Annotated in this window: 21 protein-coding genes; all 21 read right to left on the reverse strand. The window is 43.2% G+C overall.

All coding sequences use genetic code 11. The features are described 5' to 3' along the window. Positions 1-44 precede the first annotated feature (44 nt). The 21 genes from fliP to C9J47_RS09510 all read right to left on the reverse strand — a co-directional run bounded on the left by fliP (position 45) and on the right by C9J47_RS09510 (position 20982). On the reverse strand, positions 45-899 hold the full coding sequence (gene fliP, locus C9J47_RS09410; RefSeq protein ID WP_107253279.1) for a flagellar type III secretion system pore protein FliP: 855 nt from the start codon (positions 897-899) through the stop codon (positions 45-47). Then, positions 886-1290 carry a flagellar biosynthetic protein FliO gene (gene fliO, locus C9J47_RS09415; protein WP_107253280.1) on the reverse strand — a complete coding sequence of 135 codons (405 nt, stop codon included), beginning with the start codon at positions 1288-1290 and terminating at the stop codon, positions 886-888. The genes fliP and fliO overlap by 14 nt, the downstream gene beginning before the upstream one ends. Positions 1291-1298: 8 nt before the next feature. Beyond that, positions 1299-1688 (reverse strand): flagellar motor switch protein FliN, encoded by a 390-nt coding sequence (fliN, locus tag C9J47_RS09420; RefSeq protein ID WP_011217678.1) that lies wholly within the window; start codon positions 1686-1688, stop codon positions 1299-1301. Between the two features lie 16 nt (positions 1689-1704). Beyond that, a complete protein-coding gene (gene fliM / locus C9J47_RS09425) occupies positions 1705-2751 on the reverse strand; it encodes a flagellar motor switch protein FliM (protein WP_107253281.1) in 1047 nt (348 codons plus the stop codon). A gap of 7 nt (positions 2752-2758) precedes the next feature. Continuing rightward, the gene (gene fliL / locus C9J47_RS09430) at positions 2759-3253 is read right to left on the reverse strand and encodes a flagellar basal body-associated protein FliL (protein WP_107253282.1); all 495 of its coding nucleotides are present in this window, start codon (positions 3251-3253) and stop codon (positions 2759-2761) included. Between the two features lie 72 nt (positions 3254-3325). Continuing rightward, positions 3326-5218, reverse strand: coding sequence for a flagellar hook-length control protein FliK (locus tag C9J47_RS09435; protein ID WP_245903394.1), 1893 nt, complete (start codon positions 5216-5218; stop codon positions 3326-3328). 76 nt (positions 5219-5294) lie between these two features. Next, on the reverse strand, positions 5295-5735 hold the full coding sequence (fliJ, locus tag C9J47_RS09440) for a flagellar export protein FliJ (RefSeq protein ID WP_107253284.1): 441 nt from the start codon (positions 5733-5735) through the stop codon (positions 5295-5297). 30 nt (positions 5736-5765) lie between these two features. Next, positions 5766-7088, reverse strand: a complete 1323-nt coding sequence (gene fliI, locus C9J47_RS09445) for a flagellar protein export ATPase FliI (RefSeq protein ID WP_107253285.1) — start codon at positions 7086-7088, stop codon at positions 5766-5768. After that, positions 7088-7888: a flagellar assembly protein FliH gene (gene fliH / locus C9J47_RS09450; RefSeq protein ID WP_107253286.1), complete on the reverse strand. Its 801-nt coding sequence runs from the start codon at positions 7886-7888 to the stop codon at positions 7088-7090. Before fliH ends, fliI begins: the two co-directional genes overlap by 1 nt. Before the next feature lie 34 nt (positions 7889-7922). Beyond that, on the reverse strand, positions 7923-8966 hold the full coding sequence (fliG, locus tag C9J47_RS09455; protein WP_107253287.1) for a flagellar motor switch protein FliG: 1044 nt from the start codon (positions 8964-8966) through the stop codon (positions 7923-7925). Beyond that, the gene (fliF, locus tag C9J47_RS09460) at positions 8959-10701 is read right to left on the reverse strand and encodes a flagellar basal-body MS-ring/collar protein FliF (RefSeq protein WP_107253288.1); all 1743 of its coding nucleotides are present in this window, start codon (positions 10699-10701) and stop codon (positions 8959-8961) included. Before fliF ends, fliG begins: the two co-directional genes overlap by 8 nt. Before the next feature lie 16 nt (positions 10702-10717). Next, the gene (fliE, locus tag C9J47_RS09465; protein WP_107253289.1) at positions 10718-11029 is read right to left on the reverse strand and encodes a flagellar hook-basal body complex protein FliE; all 312 of its coding nucleotides are present in this window, start codon (positions 11027-11029) and stop codon (positions 10718-10720) included. A gap of 121 nt (positions 11030-11150) precedes the next feature. After that, a complete protein-coding gene (locus C9J47_RS09470) occupies positions 11151-12551 on the reverse strand; it encodes a sigma-54-dependent transcriptional regulator (protein WP_107253290.1) in 1401 nt (466 codons plus the stop codon). A 40-nt stretch (positions 12552-12591) separates the two neighbouring features. Beyond that, positions 12592-13671, reverse strand: coding sequence for a sensor histidine kinase (locus C9J47_RS09475; RefSeq protein ID WP_107253291.1), 1080 nt, complete (start codon positions 13669-13671; stop codon positions 12592-12594). Between the two features lie 231 nt (positions 13672-13902). Next, the gene (locus C9J47_RS09480) at positions 13903-15360 is read right to left on the reverse strand and encodes a sigma-54 dependent transcriptional regulator (protein ID WP_107253292.1); all 1458 of its coding nucleotides are present in this window, start codon (positions 15358-15360) and stop codon (positions 13903-13905) included. A gap of 299 nt (positions 15361-15659) precedes the next feature. Then, complete coding sequence (gene fliS / locus C9J47_RS09485) at positions 15660-16064, reverse strand: flagellar export chaperone FliS (RefSeq protein ID WP_107253474.1); 405 nt, start codon at positions 16062-16064, stop codon at positions 15660-15662. A gap of 15 nt (positions 16065-16079) precedes the next feature. Beyond that, the gene (locus C9J47_RS09490) at positions 16080-16364 is read right to left on the reverse strand and encodes a flagellar rod protein FlaI (protein ID WP_107253293.1); all 285 of its coding nucleotides are present in this window, start codon (positions 16362-16364) and stop codon (positions 16080-16082) included. A 99-nt stretch (positions 16365-16463) separates the two neighbouring features. Beyond that, complete coding sequence (gene fliD, locus C9J47_RS09495; RefSeq protein ID WP_107253294.1) at positions 16464-17831, reverse strand: flagellar filament capping protein FliD; 1368 nt, start codon at positions 17829-17831, stop codon at positions 16464-16466. Positions 17832-17856: 25 nt separating this feature from the next. Further along, on the reverse strand, positions 17857-18291 hold the full coding sequence (flaG, locus tag C9J47_RS09500; protein WP_107253295.1) for a flagellar protein FlaG: 435 nt from the start codon (positions 18289-18291) through the stop codon (positions 17857-17859). Between the two features lie 115 nt (positions 18292-18406). Next, entirely contained in the window at positions 18407-19576 is a 1170-nt protein-coding gene (locus C9J47_RS09505; protein ID WP_107253296.1) for a flagellin, read from the reverse strand. Positions 19577-19833: 257 nt separating this feature from the next. Beyond that, positions 19834-20982: a flagellin gene (locus tag C9J47_RS09510; RefSeq protein ID WP_107253297.1), complete on the reverse strand. Its 1149-nt coding sequence runs from the start codon at positions 20980-20982 to the stop codon at positions 19834-19836. Positions 20983-20992: the final 10 nt, after the last annotated feature.

Raw genomic sequence — 20992 nt, forward strand, 5'->3', positions numbered from 1 at the left:
CGATACTTAATAAGAAGCCAGATGTAGCAATAGACATCTAACAACTAAGTACCAAAACTTCCCGCCAACGTGGTCAAGATAAGGTTCCAGCCATCAACCAGAACAAACAACATTAACTTAAAGGGTAACGATACGATCATCGGTGACAGCATCATCATACCCATTGCCATCAAGACAGAAGCAACAACAAGGTCAATGATCAAGAAAGGCAAAAACAGCATAAATCCAATCTGAAATGCCGTTTTCAATTCAGATGTTATAAATGCAGGAATCAATACCGTAATCGGTACATCTTCGGGTGTAGTTACTGTCGAGCCTGACATATTAACGAAACTTTCTAAGTCTTTAACACGTGTTTGTTTGAGCATAAATTGGCGTAACGGCACTTGGGCTGTTTCAAATGCCTGCGCAGCGGTAATTTCTTCATTGATATAGGGCTGAACAGCATCAGCATTTACCTTATCGATGACTGGCGACATCACAAAGAATGTCATAAATAGTGCAATACCAATAATAACCTGATTCGATGGCGTCTGTTGTAAACCCATTGCTTGTCGAAGAATGGATAACACCACCACAATACGGGTAAATGAGGTCATCAAAATAACAATGGCAGGTAAAAAACCCAATGCCGTCATTAAGCCGAGGATCTGCAACGTTACCGAATAATCTTCGCCGCCATCAGGATTAGTGGTGACAGAAAAAGCAGGAATACCACCACGACTTGCAGATTGAATAAAGCTCGCAGCTCCTTGGTCGTTTTGCATGCTACTCACGGTTACGCTTTCACTGGCTGACGTCGCAGGCAGTACCATTGCATCCGTTTCTGCCATTACAGGTAAACTGACAAAGAAAGCAAAAGCTGCCAGAACAGCAGCAATAAGGTTATTTTTTATCATTGGTCTTTAATAACTTACTTAAGTGGTTCGCAAAATCACCACTCGGCTGTGCATCCAGTGCCAAAGGCTGTTCTAACTTCGTCAACAAAGAAATATTGTGCTGAGTAACACCAACCAATAATTGCTCTTCACCAACTTGTAATAAAACAATACGTTCACGTTGTCCTATCGGTAACTGCTTCAGGACTTTAAGTGCCCCATCAGCCCCTTGAATACCAGGCAACTTCATACGTTTTAGTAACCAAGCTAAAAAAACAATAAAAATAACCACTAACACTAATGAAGCTAATGTCGTGGCTATATTCATCTCGGGAGCCAGAGAGGCTGCCAATGCCGGTGCAGTAAAAACGACCAACCCAAAGCTAATCAATACTAAAAAAGGGGATCTCATAACAAACCTTAACGTAATTTCTTAATGCGCTCTGTCTGGCTAATTACGTCGGTAAGACGAATACCGAACTTATCATTCACGACAACAACTTCACCATGCGCTATCAATGTGCCGTTCACCATAACATCCAATGGCTCACCGGCAATGCGGTCAAGTTCTACAACGGAACCTTGGTTCAATTGCAGCAGGTTACGAATACTAATTTGAGTTCGCCCTACTTCCATTGAAATAGTGACCGGAATATCCATGATCGTATCAAGTTTACGACGCTCATCATCCGAAATCGGCGTACTTTCATCAACAAGCTCTTCTAAAGGTGCGGGTTGTGCACCATCGACAGTTTGCTCAGCAAGTGCCGCAGCCCAATCGTCAGCCATTTGTTGATCATTCTGAGACATAATATTACCTATTTTTTTAATCGTCTGAGTTATTAATATTGAGTAATGCAGCGCCGAGTTCATCACGGTCTAGAAAAGCTAAATCCGTTTTTACCATATCTGGTCGCTTGAGTTTTTGCGTAACCTTTAAGGCGATGTTATCACCCGATTTACCCATTTTGGCGCGATAAGTCGGCAGATCTTCTACAAATACTGTTGCCGACTCTGGTACATCAATAGGGATAATATCGCCAGCTTGTAATTCCATTAAATCGCGTAACGATAAATCGACATCCAATAATTTAGCACGAAGATTCACAGGTACATCCATGATCTCCTCACGCAGCGCCATACTCCAACGGACATCTTTGTCCATTTTGTCACTTTGAACACCAGCATCTAGTAGCTCGCGGATCGGCTCTACCATTGAATACGGCATAACAACATGGAAATCACCACCACCACCATCCACTTCAATATGGAAAGAACTCACCACAATGACTTCTGTTGGGCTAACGATGTTTGCCATGGTCGGGTTAACTTCTGAATCTAGATATTCAAATTCAACGCCCATAACGGGAGACCACGCTTCACGGTAATCTTCAAACACTAATTTCAATAGCATTTGTACAATTCGACGCTCTGTTGGCGTAAATTCACGCCCTTCAATCTTGGCGTGAAAGCGACCATCCCCGCCAAAAAAGTTTTCGACTAAAATAAAGACTAAACGTGCTTCCATGGTTATCAAGGCCGTGCCTTTTAAAGGACGGAATCGCACCATGTTTAAACTGGTAGGTACATATAATGTATTTTGGTATTCACCAAATTTGATCATTTGCACGCCGTTAATCGACACTTCTGCGGTTTTACGCAGCATGTTAAACAAGCTGATCCGCATGTGGCGAGCAAAACGTTCATTGATCAATTCCAGCGTAGGCATTCGACCACGGACAATACGGTCCTGTGACGAAAAGTCGAACGATGATATCCCCGTCTCACTTAAGGATTGTTCATCTTCATCTTCTACGTCGTCGACACCATGTAAAAGGGCGTCGATTTCATCTTGAGTTAATAAGTCACTCACATTTAACCTACTGCATTACGAAGCCAGTAAATAGCACACGATCGACTACTTGCTGGCCAGAGATTTTTTCCATCGAAGATTGAATAGCAAATAATGCCTGCTTACGTAAATCAACACGCCCATTTGGTGTACGTAACTGCTCTACAGTTGCGGCACCAAATGATTGCAATAATGTACTTTCAATCAACGGAATATGTTGCTGTGCGAGAGCTTCATTATTGTTACCACGCACCATTAGCTGAACTTTTACTTGCACGACACGATCACGCTTATCACCCACGACATTAAAAATAAAGGGTTGCGGCATGATGACATAATACGCAGGCTCGACGACTGCCGAAACTTGTTGATTTGCTGATGTTGTCGCCATCTCGGGTTCAGGTGTTTCATCACCCATTAAAAGCCATGCACCGACCCCTGCACCAATTAAAAGTGTTACAGCCAATGCAATCAGAATAAAAAGCTTCTTTTTACTTCCCGTATTTTCAACACCATCAGCCATTCGTTTTACTATCCTTTCTTTTGTAGTCAGCTTTAATTTATTGTTTTATATCTTGCTAGCAATTCTAACGCATTAAGCATAATAGTCGACACGATCATCAGCAGGTTTCACATACATATCGACAGTTTCGCCTCCCGACGTAACGTTATCGTCGTGATTATTACCACCAGCGTGAGAGCCATTACCTGAATGATTGCCAGATTGCTGTGCACCCGAATCATTCTGGTTTTGTTGGCCAGACTGCCCTGAAAATGCCTGACGAGATGTATCCTGCTGCACTGAGCTTTGTGCTAACTGCAAGCCTTGTTGATGCAGCATTTCTCGCAACCTTGGCATTGAATGCTCAACTAAATCGCGAGTTTGCTGGTTACCAACGGTAAACTGAACAGATGCCTGATCTTGGTTAAGTGACAATCTAATTTGTAATTTTCCAAGTTCAGGTGGATCAAGCCGAATATCAACATGCTTTAAGTTTTTCGACATCATCATATTGATACGTTCAGAGACCTGATCACCAGCTTGTTCTTTAGATAATTGTAGCGGTGACTGTGCTTGGGCTAATGCTTCACTTTTTGCCTGCATATTCAAACCACTTTGCTGCCCACTCAGGCTACTGAGTTGCTGAGAAAAATCACTCGCTTTATTGTCTGTATTTGGCGTCGTATTATTTAACGCACTGTCCATGCCTGTTACTAGCCCTGCATTGTCAACAGCACTATTTATCTCTTTCGTTTGAGTGCCATCAGTATTGTCGCTATTCGTTAACAACGCTGCTGCACCTGCGATGCCAATACCAACGCCCATCATTGAATGACTCGCTACAGCCTCTGTTGGACTAGCGACAAGCGGTGATGCTGCCGCCCCAGCTGACACTGTTGCTGCTGAGGATGGAATTGATGCAGATGTCGACCAAGGTATCGATAATGATATATCTGCTTGCACAGACGGTGAGGCCTTTTTTTCTGCCGATGCGGCTTGCTCATTGTTTGGCATCACCAATGCCCCTGCCATAGCAAGTTGACCACTATCTGGTGACGATGCATCCACATCCATATCCTCAGATTCAGTTTCAGTCACTGCACCCGACGTAGCGACAACTGAGGTACTTATCTTAGCATTATCTATCTTGCCCTCACCGATATTAGCATCATCCGCCACATCTGGTTTATCGAGCATATTATTTGATGACAAACCTGAACTGTCAATTTGTTGACTGTCATTATTAACACTGGATGATGCAAACACTTTTGCTAACTCACCCTCACTTAACCCGCCTGATTCCTGTGTTTCTGTTAGCTGTTCTTTGGTTGTACTAGGATTGTTTTTTTGCTGAAGTATCGTGTTTTGAGTTAGCAAGCCCGAAGTAGGTAACTCCACCTCAACATTACTGCCATTTTTTTGACCGTCAAGATTAGAGGTTTTCGGTGGCAATAACTTGCCATCTTGCTCACTTGGCGCTGCTAATTGCTTATTTGATACCGATAGCTGGTTAAGGAACTCTTCCCCTTCAGCCATTACTTGCTGCTTTGACTCTGTATCAACGGGTATTTTTTGTTCTGTTCCATTAATAACAGAAGCATCGCTAACTAAAACATCCGTAACTGAAACAACATCGGAAGCGGCGGTATTCTCACCATCAAGAGAAACTTCTTTGTTACCTTTAACCTCTAAGACATGTGTTCCGCCTGGTTGGCTTTTAAGATCAATAGCTTGATTTTTCTCAACTAAATCATCATTAGATGACTTTTTCATCATCTCTGCTGAAGGTGTTTTATCGCCCTTAACTGCTGCTTCGTACTCACTCGAAAAACGATCAGTTTGAATGCTTTTATCAGTCGATTTATCTGCTGATGTCGATTCAGTAACAGTATTATTGGTTACAGACGCACCTTTAGAAGAACTCGCTGCGGTAGCGTTCTTCAGAGGTGGTGCTAAATCTGCAGACAATAAGTTGGACGATTTCATGGCCACTCGAGATTATGAAAATAACAGTTAGCCATTATATGCAAAAATTGCGCCAAATAGGGGGTTACAATGAGGCTTATAAGTTTCGTCGTGCAAATTGCAGGGTTGAAAACTCATCCATCATTTTCTGCTCTTGCCGGTCGAGCATTTTTTGTTGTTCTGTTTGCTTTTTCTCAAGCAGCCATTCGATTGAACGACGCTTTTTTCTTACCTCATTCCAGTGCTCGCTGCATTGTTCAATTTGAAATTCAAACTGATGCCCTGCTTCTTTTTGTTTCGCGAGCGTTTCATCTAACTGGGTAAGAAACTTTTGCAAATGCCCATACGAACTGGCCGTTAAACCTTCCTGACCACGAGTCGATAGTTGTTTACAATAATCTAATCGATACTGTTCAATTTGCTGTAGTTGTTGTAGGTAATTCTGACGCTCAATACGGGCTTGATTCAGTGCAAGAGAAGCCTGATGCTCCTCTTCTTTTGCGTGCTCTAAAATCAAATTCAATGCGTTATTTGACATAATATTTCCAACTGATTACACCACCCTAATTTACCCACCAAGGGTCGATCGCAGCATATTCACACACATTGCATACGGGACAGCTTCTTTCATTTCTTGCTGTAAGTACGCATCTAATTTCGGCTTAAAGCTAAAGGCCTGATCGATAGTAGGATCAGTGCCCGGCTTGTAAGCACCAATTGATACCAAGTCTTGGTTCTTACGGCAAATAGACAATATTTGCCTTACTGCTTTCGACATCAGCATATGTTCATCGTCAACAATTGCAGGCATAACACGGCTGACTGAACGCTCAACATCAATCGCAGGATAATGCCCCGCATCTGCCATCTCACGAGACAACACAATGTGACCATCAAGGATGGCACGAGATGCATCAGCAATAGGATCTTGCAGATCATCACCTTCAGTTAATACGGTAAAAAAGGCAGTAATAGAGCCTTGATCACCAGAACCGTTACCGGCACGCTCAACTAAGGCTGGAAGTTTTGCAAATACAGATGGCGGGTAGCCCTTGGTAGCTGGCGGCTCACCGACTGATAACGCGATCTCTCGTTGTGCTTGAGCAAAACGGGTCAGTGAATCCATAAGTAGCAACACATCTAACCCTTGGTCACGAAAATACTCCGCGATAGCCAATGCTGTTTGACAGCCTTTTAAACGCATTAACGGTGAAGTATCCGCTGGTGCTGCAATCACCACCGCACGCTTACGCCCTTCTTCCCCTAGAATCTCATCAATAAATTCTTTTACTTCTCGACCACGCTCGCCGATCAGCCCAACAACGACAACCTGAGCGGTTGTTCCTCGGGTCATCATGCCAAGCGTGACAGATTTACCCACACCAGAACCTGCAAATAAACCAATTCGCTGCCCTTTACCCACAGAAAGCAAACCATTAATGGCTTTAATGCCGACATCTAACGGCTCTTTAATCGGTTTACGTGAAAGAGGGTTGATTGCGGGTGATGTAAATGAGGCACGCTTTTCAGTAAATATATCACCCAGCCCATCGAGTGGATTGCCCACACCATCAATGACACGCCCGAGTAATTCAGGGCCAACAGGTAAACCATTATCATGCAATACAGGGGTTACTTTAGCCCCAGGCATTACACCTAACAATTGTTCGCTGGGCATTAAATATAGTATTTCACCGGAAAAGCCAACGACTTCCGCTTCTAAATCACCATTCAGGGTTTCAACGATACATAGGCTACCGACAGGCGCACGACAGCCAATCGCTTCTAGCGTAAGGCCAACAACACGCACAAGTCGCCCAGAAGCAATAGGACGGCACGTAATGCCTTTAGTTTGATATTGAGAAAGACGGTTAGCCAGTGGGGAAGACATTATAGCGCTTCGCCTCGTTGACTGTTTACACCGCTAAATTGTTCTAACAAATGGCGAATACGATCCTCGATATAATAATCGACGGTTGAGTCTCCTGATTGTACTTGTAGATCACCGCGATTAAGCGATGGCTCGCCAATCAATGTCCATTTACGTTCAACAAGGTTTTCATCACCATAGGCTTGACGAACGTTTTCAAGATCATCAGGATGAAGGCTTAACCGTGTTTGGCGTTCAGCAATAGGCAATGTCGCAATTACTTCACGAATGGTGTTCAATATCACTTGTGGATTGGTTTGGACTTCAACTCGAATTAGTTCACGCGTTAAGCTCGTCACTAAATGTAACACTTGGCTTTCCACTTCAGCATCAAGCTGTTTCAGTGGATTTGCTAACTTCTCGACTAATTGAGTAAGGTGCGATACATGCTCTGTTATTTGTGCCTGTCCCTGCTCTAGCCCTTGCGCTAAACCCTGTTCAAGACCTTCAGCATGCCCAGCTTCAAGGCCTTCAATTTTACCGGCATCAAAACCTTCGGTGTGACCCGCGGTTTTTCCTTCATTAAAACCTTCATCACTCGCAGACTGGCGAATGTCTTCCAGATCGGCAGCCGTAAGGGGCGGAGGTCCCTGTTCTTCTTCCTCTTCCAACTCTTCTGGTTGCCAAAGAGGATCATAGTTTAAGGCGTTATCACGTGGTGCTTCTCGCGTCTTGCTGTAATCTGGGTATGCCCAGCGCTCAAGCTCTTCTGCTTGATGCTCAGGTACACGCAAGAAACCACGACGACGATCATCGTTCATAACAACACCCTGCTATAAATTTGCAAAAAACGGATTATAAGAACTCATCAGCACCGCCGTTACCTGTCAGCATAATTTCACCAGCATCAGCTAAACGACGAGCTACCGATAGAATTTCTTTTTGTGCCATTTCGACATCAGCAACACGGATTGGTCCCATGGCTTCTAGATCATCTTGTAGCATTTCAGCTGCACGTTTAGACATATTACGTAAGATTTTCTCACGCAACATATCATCTGCACCTTTAAGGGCTTTTTGTAATAGATCTTGCGGTACATCACGTAAGATAACCTGAATACCACGATCATCCACTTCTGCAAGGTTTTCGAACACGAACATCAGATCTTGAATTTGTGTCGCGGTATCTTCATCGTTCTCGCGAATTTGATCCATCAACATACCTTCAACACTGTTGTCGAGGTAGTTCATGATTTCTGCCGCCGCCTTCATGCCGCCAATTTTCGCCGCTTGAGCACCCGCTTGACCAGCAAACTGCTTCTCCATGATGTCATTCAATTCATGAAGAGCTGCTGGTTGTACTTCTTCTAAATTAGCGATACGCATCATTAAGTCGAGTCGTACACGCTCAGGGAACTGTGCCAGTATTTCAGCTGATTGCTCAGGTTCTAAATACGATAATACAATGGTTTGGATCTGCGGGTGTTCGTTCAAAATAATGCTAGCAACCTGGCGTGGATCCATCCATTTCAACGAATCTAGGCCACGAGAGCCACTGCCCATCAAGATTTGATCAACCAAGTTGTTGGCTTTATCTTCACCTAACGCCGCAATTAATGTATTACGAACAAAGTCTTCGCTGCCCATACCAATGCTGGTGTACTTCTGAATATCTTCCAGAAAATGTCGATGAACAGCCGACACTTTATCTTGGTTTAAATCTGCCATGCTTGCCATCGAACCACCTACCCGCTGTACTTGCTTGGGCTCTAGGTGGCGAATAATACTCGCGGCATCTTGCTCACTTAGGCTCAATAACAAAATGGCGGCTTTATCAATACCTGATAGCGAGCTGGCATCAAATTTTTTTTCTTCTGCTGTTGCAACTTCATTAGCCATCTTCATTCACCCAATTTTTCACAACTTGAGCCGCCAAATCAGGCTCGTTGGCAACCAGTGCTCTGACTGCTTTTAATAAATCTTCATCTTTATGTAAATTCGGCAAATCTAAATTACTGCTGCTTAATTCAAAACCATCAACACTGTCTAATTCAGAGCCAATAAGGTCAATATCATCGCCAGACGACAAGATAGGCAAACCGTTCTTATCCAATGGCGTACCGTCTGCAGCTTGATGTGGATACAGTAGCTTTTTCATTGCCGGACGAATCAACACAATCACGATAACAATAATAACCAGTGCCGCGGCTAGCCAACGTACCCATGTATTGAAGTTCGGGTTTTCCCAAATAGGCAACTCGGCAATTAATTCTTGGGTTGGTAAAGCAAATGGCATAGCGATAACTTCTAACATATCGCCACGGGCTTCAGAGAAACCGACGCCCCCCATCAACAAACGACGGATCTTAAGCAACTCGGCTTCGCTTACGGGTACACGCGTTACTTCGCCTGTTTCAGGATTCGTTATCGACTTATAATCAACAGCGACAGAAACGGTTTGGCGACTTACCGTACCAGTTTGAGCTCGTCGATGGCTGATGGTGGTATCAAGTTCAAAGTTACGGGTTGCTTCTCGGTGAGATGCACCGTCACTCGATCCTCGACCAGATTGCATCTCAGCAATGTCTTGAGGGATAGAGGCATCTGCGGGTGGTTGATTACTCAAAGCCCCCGGAATACCGGCAACAATATTACCGTTATTGTAATTCTCAACCGTGTATTCACTTCGGGTTGACGGCGTCGATGGATCAAAACGTTTACGAGTTTCTTCTTGTGCGCTGAAATCCATCGCAACATCAACTTGCGAGGTATAATTACCAAAACCTAGGATCGGGATTAAAATCGAATCAATTTTCTCGCGCATAGCTTGTTCTTGCTTACGCTCTAATTCATATTCTTTTCGCTGTGCAGTCGCTGATGGGTCTTCTGTACCCGAGCTAAGTAGACGACCATGTTGATCCGTCACTGTTACCCGATTTGGTTTCAAACTGGGTACAGCACTTGCCACCATATCAACAATTGAATCAACTTCTTGCTGCTTCAAAGAGCCATTGGTACCTAACGTTAAAAATACCGTGGCTGATGCATCTTGGTTATGACGAACAAAAACACTTTGCTTAGGCATAGCCAATAGCACCTGCGCTTTACGTACTTGGCGAATTTGTTCAATAGCACGCGCCAGTTGTCGCTCTCGACTTAATTTTAAACGTTCACCTTCTAGGCGTTGAGATACACCAAACCCCATGTCTTGTAATAAGATTTCATCGCCTTCTGCAACGGCATTGTTCAAGCCTGCACGGGTGAGCCCTAATTGAATCGAAGAAAAATTATCTGCAGGTACGCGAATCGTGTTGCCATCTAATTCGTACTGAACTTTTGTTTGGTCAAAATGGTCAAGAATCGAAATAAGTTCAGCCGTATCATAAGTACCCAAAGGACGCATTTCGGGTTCTTTAATCCACATCACCATCATCACGATTAACGCGACGCAAATAGAGACAGACAGCACAAGAATAACCTGACGTAATAAGTCTAGGTTTCCGAGTACACTATCGACGCGTGTGGCACTTTTTTCATCTGCATCAGGATTCTGCAATTCAAGGTCATTGTCTGTGACCATTTGAGTTGATGCATCATTGCCTGCAACAGCTAATTCGCGGTTTTGTTCCGACACTAACTAACTTCCTGCATTATACGGGCATATTCATTAATTGTTTGTACGCTTCAACCATCTTGTTGCGTACCTGTACCGTCGCTTCAAAAGCCACACTCGACTTATTACGGGCAATCATGACATCGGATAACGACACACTGCGATCGCCTTGATCAAAACGGGTACTTAAATCACTCGACTGACTTTGTAATTGATTCACCGATTTAACTGCATCGTTAAACAAAGCACCGAAATCGGCACTGACTTGCTGTCCGGTTGCTGGGCGAGAAGTATTTTGAGCCTCCAAGCCCATCACTTTCATTTCTGCTTGTAGTCCATTAACGTTCATTCTATTCCTCACAAAGTCAGCATATTGACGTTTTTATCGATTATCACCGCTTAAGCCCTAATACTGCAAGCTTAACGCCCGTTTTAAGCAGTAATCATATTAAGTGGTAATTATTTATTAATCAGAGTGGGATCTCTATTCCGGCATCGCGCATTTTAGCTAATTTGTAGCGTAGGGTTCGCGGACTGATTCCTAGCTGTTCAGCAACGTCTTTTCGACGCCCTTCGCACGCTTTTATGGTTTCGATAATAATAATAAACTCTTGTTCGCGTAACTCACTACCTAGTCCATCACGTGCAGACACCGTTTGTAACGGCTCAATTTCAGGTATAATAGGTTTACTGCCTGTATTTAATTCTGACTCAACGGCATTTTGTAAACTAACAGCATCTAGCCAATCTAACCCTTCAAGCAAAATGTGCTCACTTTCAATGCTACTGCTATCACATAAAATCAGAGCGCGTTGAATAACATTATCAAGCTCTCTTACATTACCTGGCCAATCATATTGCTGTAATTTTGCTTCTGCATTCGCGCTGATTACCAGTACGGGTAAACCTTGGTTCATGCAATGGCGCTCTACAAAAAAACGGGCTAACGGGGTTATATCACCGGTGCGTTCAGATAATGCAGGCCACACTAGTGGGAATACATTCAAGCGGTAATAAAGATCTTCTCGGAAATTCCCTTGTGCAACATATTGCTTGAGATCGCGATTACTGGTCGCAAGTACTCGAACATTCAACTTAATGCTTTTTCGGCTACCTAAACGTTCAACTTCCCGCTCTTGCAATACGCGTAATAGTTTGGCTTGTAAGCTCAGATCCATTTCACTGATTTCATCCAGTAAAATTGTCCCGCCTTGTGCCTGTTCAAACTTACCTGGGCAAGCTTGAATGGCCCCCGTAAATGCCCCTTTTTCATAACCAAACAATGTTGCTTCCAGCATATTATCTGGAATTGCGGCACAGTTAATGGCAACAAAAGGCCCATCACTACGGGTAGAGTGGTCATGAATATAACGTGACATGACTTCTTTACCTGAGCCACTAGGCCCAAGCACCATGACATTGGCATCTGTTTTGGCGACTTTTTCGGCTAAAGCGAGTAGTTTTAGACTTTTTTCATCAGCAACAATAGCTTGGCTTGAGGCACAGCGAGTAGGAGCATAACGGCTCACCATATTAAGCAAGACTTCAGGTGCAAATGGCTTCGCCATATAATCAATAGCACCTTCTTTCATCGCAGAGACTGCATCTTCAATATTCGCGTAAGCCGTCATTAGCAAAACCGGTGTTTTAGGCCAGTTTTGCTTAATATTACGCAATAAGCCTAATCCGTCCATGCCTGCCATTTGTACATCCGAAACCACTATGTCAACGGGTTCTGATTTTAAAATAAGCAATGCTTTTTCGGCACTATCCGCTTCCAACCATTGGTAACCAGCTAATGCTAATGTATCAACTAATGCTTCACGAAGTCCTTTGTCATCCTCGACAACTAATACGCGGCTTTGATTCATCAAAATTCCTTCATCGCTTATTTTTTATTGTGATGCTAGCTTAACGGCTTTCAAGGCTCGCTTCTGTCGCTAACGGCAGTTGATCTTGTGCTAAAGGCATTTGATCTTGCGCTAAAGGGATCGTGATACTAAAGCAAGCGCCCTGCCCTAGTTCTGATATCAATGACAGTTTACCGTCATGTGCATTCGCAACCATTTGAACAACCGCAAGGCCAAGCCCTGTACCTTGCTGTCGCGTGGTGTAAAAGGGTTCTAAAATTTTCGCCTGCATGTCTAGCGCAATACCGGGGCCATTGTCTGAAACCGATAAGCTTACACTGTCATTTTGAACTTCACAGGTGATTACAATTTTGCAGCTTGTCTCAACATACTCTGACATTTGAATCGCATTTGTAATCAAATTACTTAATGCACTAGCCAGTGCATTTTCGTTGCCTAAGATCATCACGCTTTCATCATCACAATCAATGCTAAAATCAACCTTGTTTGTCAGAACTTGCGCTTCGACCATGTTTTCTAATTCATTGAGTAAACTTTCGATGCTAAAGCGGCTTATAACTTTGTTATCACCACCTTTGGCGAACAACAACATATCATTGACTTGTTTTTCCAAATCATGCAATCGATCAACCAACTTGGTTTGAAAACGTTCACGGGTTTGGGTGTTCAAATTAGGCGTCGACAAATTAGCAGCATATAACATAGCGCTAGATAATGGTGTTCTAACTTGGTGCGCTAACGATGCAACCATTTTGCCTAATGATGATAAACGTTGCATCTCACTAATACGTGATTGCAAAAGACGGGTTTCCGTCATATCGGTAATAAAAATCAATTGCCCAGCATCAGAAGCAGAAATAGCTAGCTTTACTTTACGCCCACTGCGCAATGATACCTCATGTCCATCGTCGTCTTGCGGCGCAAAAGCACGCTGAATAACCGCAAACCATCGCTCACCTTCTAGCGGTGCCCCAAGTAAACGGTGTGCCTCAGGATTGGCTTCGCAGACACACCCCATAGGATCAAGCAAAATCATACCTGAAGGCATAACTTCCAATACTTGTTTATAACGACTGACTTGTTGGCTCAGCGTTCCCAGCGGGGATTCTATCTCGTCCATTTTACACCGAATAATAGCGCACAAAAACCATATACAGCATTTTTCGTGCCAAAATATATCAAACAATATCAGCCAGTTATGAACTAAAAAACATCAAGTTCAAAGTCAAAAAAATGACAGTGACAAAAAGTGAACAGTCAAAATGTGCGAAGAGAAAGTCATAATAATACACAAACAGCCCTTATTTTTTCAAATAAGGGCTGTTTGTTATATATCAAAGCGGTGTCGGTATTAACGAATGTCTTCTTTGTTCAATCCGTATTTCCGCATTTTTTCAACCAAGGTAGTACGACGCATGCCCAGCATATCAGCGGCACGAGAAACCACCCCCGCTTGTGCTTCTAATGCTTGACGAATCATTTCCACTTCTAGCTCGGCTAACATCTCTTTTAGATTTAAGCCTTCAGGGGGTAAATCATTCAAACCCGCCGGATCCTCTTCTTCAACATACGTAGAAGCAAACATATCAGCCAATGCAGATTGTTCTTGCTCTTCTGTTGATAAGAAGTTGTCTTCCGGTTGAAAATCGGGAATATGGCTATAGCGATACTTCATTGGTAAATGGTTCACATCAACCATTTCACCAGGATAAAGAATAATTAAACGCTCAACCAAATTGGCTAATTCACGAACATTACCCGCCCACTGATGCTCCATCAGCGATGTAATTGCACGAGGAGTGAAATGAATAAGTTTCGCGCCTTCAGCTTCCATTCTTGCTAATAATTCTTGAAGCAATAATGGTATATCTTCAATACGTTCACGCAATGCTGGCATTTCGATTGGGAACACATTCAAGCGATAGTAAAGATCTTCGCGGAATGTATTATCAGCAATCATTTCATCGAGGTTACGATGCGTTGCAGCAACAATACGCACATTTACTTTGATTGTCTTATTACCACCAACACGCTCGAAACTACGTTCTTGTAAAACGCGTAATAATTTAACTTGCATTGACATCGGCATATCACCGATTTCATCAAGAAATAATGTACCACCATCGGCTAATTCAAAACGCCCTTTACGTGACGAAATAGCGCCTGTAAATGCGCCCTTCTCATGACCAAAAAGCTCACTTTCTAATAACTCAGAAGGAATTGCACCACAGTTAACGGGTACAAAAGGCCCTTTACAACGTGAAGAGTGGTAATGAATATTACGTGCGACAACTTCTTTGCCAGTACCTGATTCACCAAGAATCAACACACTCGCATCAGTTGATGCGACTTGTTCAATTAATCGTCGAACCTGGCTAATACTATCACTACGACCCACCATGCTACGGAATAACATATTTTTGCTTCCGAGCTGTGGAATATGCAGTGTCTGCTTGCCAAGAAACTCCTGACAATGGCGTAGTGCATCTGTTAATTGATTGTAATTAAGTGGTAGTGATAACTCCCCCACATAATTAGGTAAACCTGCTAATTCATTATCGTGGTTTGATAATGCAATCACTGGAATATGATTATGAATGCGTAAAAATTCGAGAATTTTATTCAGTGATTTACCGGAGTTTATTTTCCCCAACAGACAAGCGCCCCAAGCCTTCTCCCAAAGAGAGCTATCAACTTCATTTGTTGAAACGGCTTCATGCTGTTCACCAACAAAATTAAGAATGACACTTAGGTCATGACGATGCTGCAGATCGTCATCAATAACGAGGGTCTTTGCTAAACCTTGCATAAGATTGATATTGCCTGCCTTTAAGGTAATGTTCTATTTTGTGGCGTATTCGAGAGGAACAGCAACCAGAGGTATGCTGCTATTGTAATAAATGCACAGGATAAGGCAACCAGAGACAGCAAAAAGCTGTGATACCAGTACAAGGTAAAATGAAAATAGAGACAAAAAACAGAAAAAAACAATCTAAACAAACATGTTATTGACGTAAAAAATGAATATACCTTATTAGGTTATAAAGAATTAAATGAAAACGATTATCTCTCGCTAAGCACCAGAGATAATCGAAAATAATCGTTTCACTACATTTCAAGCTGAGTAATGTTGTGGAATTCAGTCGGAATTTGCTCCCAAGCTGATTTAATTTCACGCAACATATCAATGACGTCATCTATTGGCTCAGAGATGTTTTCTTGGTTTGCCTTATAGATTTGATGGACCATAAAATCATATAGTGCATCGAGATTAGTCGCGATATCACCGCCATCTTCCATTGATAAACTACTACGCAAACAAATAATGATATCTAGCGCTTTTCCTAAACGTTCGCCTTTAACAGCAATGTTACCTTGCTCCATTGACGCTTTGCCCTGAATAAGACGCTCGATTGCACCGGCCATTAACATCTGGATCACACGGTGTGGTGATGCTGATGTTAGCTGACTATCAACAGAGACTCGTTTATAAGCCTGTAGAGATCCTCTCATTGCCATGTTATTACCTTACCGAAATTTATTATAAGCCTGCATCGAGCGTTGCCCGTGCTGAAACCGTTGCAATTGACCTGCCGAGTTATCTCTATGATGACGAATTCGAGCAAGTATACTTGTTGTACGTTCAATAGCTGTTTGCCATTCTGCTTTATTTAAGCATTCAGGCGCAGCCATTAACTGTTGAAGAAGCTGTTCACGCTGTTGCAGCAAACCTTGCAATAAATCAGAGGCAACATCACTATCGACCGCAAGTAGCGACTCTAGCTGGTTATCTAATTCATTCAAACGTTGCATGCTAAGTTCTCTTTATGTATTTATTTTCGCTTTATCAACGACTGTGTTTACGACTTATTTAGCGTAAAAAGCCATGTTATGAAAAGCATGCCATTAAAACTATGCCATCATGCTCATCATCGAGCCTAACTGCCCTTTCATTTGCCCCATGGCTGCATCCATCGCGACAAATTGATCGTGCGTACGTTGCTTTACGCTCTCCATACGGCGATCTAAATTCGTTTGATCAGTATTCAATCGCGTTACTTGATCGTTCAAGCTATTTTCACGGCCTTTAATACTGCCTGTGATGCCAGTATAAGAATGGATCAGATCTTCAATACGGCGAGCAAAGCCATTTTGATCACCAAAGAATTCACCCACATCATTAAAGTTCTGATCAAGTTGCTTATCTAATATGTCGTAATCGACTTCTAAGCGCCCCGTCATGGTCGTTGTAATGCCCAGTGCGCTCAGCGTTTGAATTGACTCTGGTGCACCTTCTACGGGGTTAGCGAATGCCGCTCGAAGTTGATTCGTAACAGAGCGAGTAATGCTATCGCCCACTAATGGGCCTTTCTCTTGCGATTCAGGATCAAATCGGCCTAATTCTTGGCTTACATCGAAGAACTGATTATAAGCATTGACGAACTGCTCTATCGAACCACCCACTTGATTGCGATCGTAACCCACATTAACCACAACGTCAGGTGTTTCGACCCCATCCGTCAACTTTTTAAGATCAAGATCAACACCGTTAATTGCATCTTCAATACTGTTCGTGCTGCTTGTTACTGATGCTAAACCATCAATTAACACTCGAGAGTCTGCTGCAGGCTGCATTTCCCTCATCGAATTAGCATCGTTATTAATGTTAAAACCAAATTTTTGCAATGTGCTGAACGCAGGTGCATCAACGTTTACTTTAATGCTGTTTTGTTCACCTGTTTTATCTGCAGCTAGCACAAGGCGAGCCCCATTATCATCTTTGATAACAGAAGCCATTACACCGGGGTTGTCTGGTGCTCGGTTAATCAGCCGAACAACATCAAGAATTTTGCTTTCATCTGCTGGAATATCAACGGTAAACGGCTTGCCGCCTAACGCCATTGATAATTTACCCGCTCCCATTTTCTCTTTTTCATTAAAAGAACTGGAGACAATTTTATGAGATTGGGCAAGCTGCTGAACATTAACGGTGTATTTACCTGGAATGGCTTCAGAAGAGACGTTTGCGGCTAAAACCTCATCGTTGTCAATCGATACGCTGCGTGCAGACATCACGTCATTACGACGAAAATCTGCCATCAAATTTTTCATGGTATCTAACGAGCCTTTTAGTCGTCCGTAAGCACTTAAGCTCACATCAACCTGATCACGCTGTTGATTAATACGCGATTCTTTGGGTGTTCGTTCAGCATCGACAATGCTTTTTACCATGCTGTTAATATCAAGACCGGAAGCGGTGCCCGCTGCGCCTATATTCATTAACTACCTCAAATGATGACAATACTTACACTTGCGTTGTTACTAGCCCCCCAGAATGTGATGCAATCTGGCGGGATAGCGTTAAAATATCTTCGTCTGGAATCTGTCTAACAATCTCACCACTGCTCTTATCGTAAATAGTGACAATGCTGCGGCCTGATTCTTCATCAATCCGAAATGCGAGCCCTTTATTTAAGGTGCCGACAAACTCTTCAAGCTGTTCAACCACTTTTTCAAGTTGTTGACGCTGCATTTCACTTTGCTTCTCGGCCGATGCTGTTTGTTCAACGCGGCGAATATCCGTTTGCCCTTTATCACTACTTTGCTGAATACTACTTTGATTCAGTTTATCGGAGATCAGCGGCAAATCTTGAGAACCAGTAGAAGATAAAGCAAATTTTGTGCCAGAATTACTAGTTTGTACTAAGGGGGATGAACTTGCTATCGGTTTTACATCCATAACCATTCACCTTTATATATTGCGAAATGCGCTAATACAAGATTAACAAACGATAGAAAAAAGGCATAAAAAAACGGCAAGGGCAATGTGATTACCCTTGCCGTTCTTAGCTGGATTAACCCAGTAGGCTTAGTGCAGCTTGTGGTGCTTGTTTTGCTTGCGCAAGAATCGAGCTAGAAGCTTGAGAAAGAATCTGGTTCTTGGTCATTTCTGTCGTTTCTTTTGCGAAATCTGTATCACGAATACGGCTGTTAGACGCAGATACGTTTTCGTTAACATTGTCTAAGTTATTGATTGTGTGGCCAAGACGGTTCTGAGACGCACCTAGGTTTGCACGGTCTGAATCGATTTGCTTAAGCGCATTATCAAGTACAGCTACCGCTTGCTGTGAGCCACCTACTGTTGTTACATCTAAATTCTGAACAGTCGTATCTGCTTTTGTAGTTAAATTCAATTTAGCAGCTGTATCCAGAGTAGAGCCGGCATCGAATGCAATATCTTTATCTGAAACAAGTTGTAACGTACGTTGCTCACTAATGCTCCCATCCGCAGCTTTAACATTAACCGTTGCGACAGAAGCATTTACACCATCAACAGCACCGTTTATTTTGGTGGCTAGCTCTTCAATGTCATCACCAGCCTTAACGTTAACATCTGTACCATTGATTGAGAGTTTATCAGCTGCATCAACGGTCCAATCAGACTTAACAGCACCGGCCCCTGGAGCTAACAAACCGTTCGCATCAGCGGCTCCACCACCTTGAACAACTTTACTTCCCATCGCATCTGCACGAGTATCAGTTAAAGTAAGCTGTACCGCTTCACCAGAATCAGCACCTACCTGAATAGAGCGGCTGCCAAACGTACCGTTCATCAGCTTGGTACCACCAAAAGAAGTGGTTTCTGCGATACGGTTAATTTCATCTTTTAATGCGGTAACTTCTTCTTGAATCGCAACACGATCATCTGATGAGTTCGAACCGTTAGATGACTGTAGAGACAAGTCACGCATACGTTGCAAGATACTGGTTGTTTCCTGCATGGAACCTTCGGCTGTTTGTGCCATAGAGATACCGTCGTTTGCGTTACGTACGGCAACGTCTAAACCACGGCTCTGGGTCATCAAACGGTTAGAGATTTGCAGACCAGCCGCATCATCTTTCGCACTGTTGATCTTGCTACCCGTAGACAAACGCTCCATTGATTTACCTGTAGCTTCGGTTGCCTGGCCAAGGTAACGCTGAGCGGTCATCGCAGAAACGTTAGTATTTACAGTAACTGCCATAATTGTATCTCCTTAATTATTCTTAATGGCTTAACCAGCCCAGCCGGCAAGACCTCTATAATCTTTATTCAAGAGTTGTAACGGCATGGAATAGAAAACCTTTAAGCTTTTTTTTAGTTTTTTTACAAAAGAGACAAAAATGTGACTCAGAAGGGCTATTGATGAATAGTGGGGGGATTATCAGGCAATAAAAAACGGCAAGAGGTTGCCCCTTACCGTTTTTAAAAGCTAAAACTAAATAGTGCTTGCTGTCGTGTTTATTGCAACAATGTGAGTGCAGCCTGTGGAACCTGTTTAGCTTGAGCCAAGATTGACGTACTTGCTTGCTGTAGAATCTGGCTTTTAGTCATTTCAGTCGACTCTTTGGCAAAGTCCGTGTCACGGATGCGGCTGTTCGAGGTCGATACATTTTCAGCAGTATTGGCCAGGTTATTGATGGTATGACCTAAACGGTTTTGTTTCGCACCTAAATCTGCACGCTGGCTATCAATGTATTTTAATGCAGAATCGATAGTGCCAACGGCTTCTTGTGCACCGCCCACACTTGTAACTTTAATTTGCTGTACCGTCACAGCTTCACTGGTAGAGCCAGTAAATAAGTCAACAGGAAGCCCCGCTGCATCTTTACCTTTTGCTAGCTGAGTTTTTGTCGTATCTAACGTTACCGCGCCGTTTTCAGAAAATAACTGAAGCTCACCATTATCACGAACAGAAGCAGAAACACCAGACTGCTGGCCGTTAATGCGGGTTGCCACTTCTTCAATATCATCGCCTTCAATTAGGTCAACTGAAATTGGATCGGCTAAGCCTGCCACGTTAATGCTAATTTTATCTCCGGCACCTGCTTGCCAGTTTTCATCAGCCATACCCGTCGCACGGAACGTTTGCCCCCCCATACGGGAATCATCGGCACGTACACTGGTTAAACCCATGATGAGTGCTTCACCAGAATCAGCTCCGATTTGAAAAGCCGCTTCGCCAAACTGACCGTTTAGTAGTTTGCGCCCACCAAACGAGGTGGTTTCTGCAATACGGTTCAGCTCATCTTGCAAGGCACCCACTTCTTGTTGAATCGCCTCGCGATCTTCATTTGAGTTAGCACCATTCGCTGACTGCAATGACAGATCTCGCATACGCTGCAAAATACTGGTTGATTCTTGTAATGCACCTTCTGCCGTTTGTGCAATCGAGATACCATCGTTCGCATTACGTATGGCGACGTTCAAACCACGAGTCTGAGCAACCAAACGGTTTGAAATTTGTAAGCCTGCAGCATCATCTTTTGCGCTGTTGATCTTACTACCTGTCGATAGACGTTCCATTGATTGACTAAGATCGTTAGATGCTTTGTTCAGGTAACGCTGCGCAGTCATGGCAGACACGTTGGTGTTTACAGTTACAGCCATTTTGCTCTCC

Source organism: Photobacterium indicum (assembly GCF_003026215.1).
In the GTDB taxonomy this organism is placed as follows: Bacteria; Pseudomonadota; Gammaproteobacteria; order Enterobacterales; family Vibrionaceae; genus Photobacterium; species Photobacterium indicum.

What these genes read in the sequence shown, in the direction of transcription:
- flaG (WP_107253295.1), bottom strand. Translation starts at nt 18,291, where the DNA reads ATGGATGTAAAACCGATAGCAAGTTCATCCCCCTTAGTACAAACTAGT.
- C9J47_RS09510 (WP_107253297.1), bottom strand. Translation starts at nt 20,982, where the DNA reads ATGGCTGTAACTGTAAACACCAACGTGTCTGCCATGACTGCGCAGCGT.
- fliD (WP_107253294.1), bottom strand. Translation starts at nt 17,831, where the DNA reads ATGAATATAGGCGCAGCGGGCACCGCTTCCGGTCTTGATATTAACAGC.
- C9J47_RS09480 (WP_107253292.1), bottom strand. Translation starts at nt 15,360, where the DNA reads ATGCAAGGTTTAGCAAAGACCCTCGTTATTGATGACGATCTGCAGCAT.
- fliE (WP_107253289.1), bottom strand. Translation starts at nt 11,029, where the DNA reads ATGAACGTTAATGGACTACAAGCAGAAATGAAAGTGATGGGCTTGGAG.
- fliI (WP_107253285.1), bottom strand. Translation starts at nt 7,088, where the DNA reads ATGTCTTCCCCACTGGCTAACCGTCTTTCTCAATATCAAACTAAAGGC.
- C9J47_RS09475 (WP_107253291.1), bottom strand. Translation starts at nt 13,671, where the DNA reads ATGGACGAGATAGAATCCCCGCTGGGAACGCTGAGCCAACAAGTCAGT.
- fliJ (WP_107253284.1), bottom strand. Translation starts at nt 5,735, where the DNA reads ATGTCAAATAACGCATTGAATTTGATTTTAGAGCACGCAAAAGAAGAG.
- C9J47_RS09490 (WP_107253293.1), bottom strand. Translation starts at nt 16,364, where the DNA reads ATGCAACGTTTGAATGAATTAGATAACCAGCTAGAGTCGCTACTTGCG.
- fliG (WP_107253287.1), bottom strand. Translation starts at nt 8,966, where the DNA reads ATGGCTAATGAAGTTGCAACAGCAGAAGAAAAAAAATTTGATGCCAGC.
- fliL (WP_107253282.1), bottom strand. Translation starts at nt 3,253, where the DNA reads ATGGCTGATGGTGTTGAAAATACGGGAAGTAAAAAGAAGCTTTTTATT.
- C9J47_RS09435 (WP_245903394.1), bottom strand. Translation starts at nt 5,218, where the DNA reads ATGAAATCGTCCAACTTATTGTCTGCAGATTTAGCACCACCTCTGAAG.
- fliO (WP_107253280.1), bottom strand. Translation starts at nt 1,290, where the DNA reads ATGAGATCCCCTTTTTTAGTATTGATTAGCTTTGGGTTGGTCGTTTTT.
- C9J47_RS09470 (WP_107253290.1), bottom strand. Translation starts at nt 12,551, where the DNA reads ATGAATCAAAGCCGCGTATTAGTTGTCGAGGATGACAAAGGACTTCGT.
- fliS (WP_107253474.1), bottom strand. Translation starts at nt 16,064, where the DNA reads ATGAGAGGATCTCTACAGGCTTATAAACGAGTCTCTGTTGATAGTCAG.
- fliH (WP_107253286.1), bottom strand. Translation starts at nt 7,888, where the DNA reads ATGAACGATGATCGTCGTCGTGGTTTCTTGCGTGTACCTGAGCATCAA.
- fliN (WP_011217678.1), bottom strand. Translation starts at nt 1,688, where the DNA reads ATGTCTCAGAATGATCAACAAATGGCTGACGATTGGGCTGCGGCACTT.
- fliP (WP_107253279.1), bottom strand. Translation starts at nt 899, where the DNA reads ATGATAAAAAATAACCTTATTGCTGCTGTTCTGGCAGCTTTTGCTTTC.
- C9J47_RS09505 (WP_107253296.1), bottom strand. Translation starts at nt 19,576, where the DNA reads ATGGCAGTTACTGTAAATACTAACGTTTCTGCGATGACCGCTCAGCGT.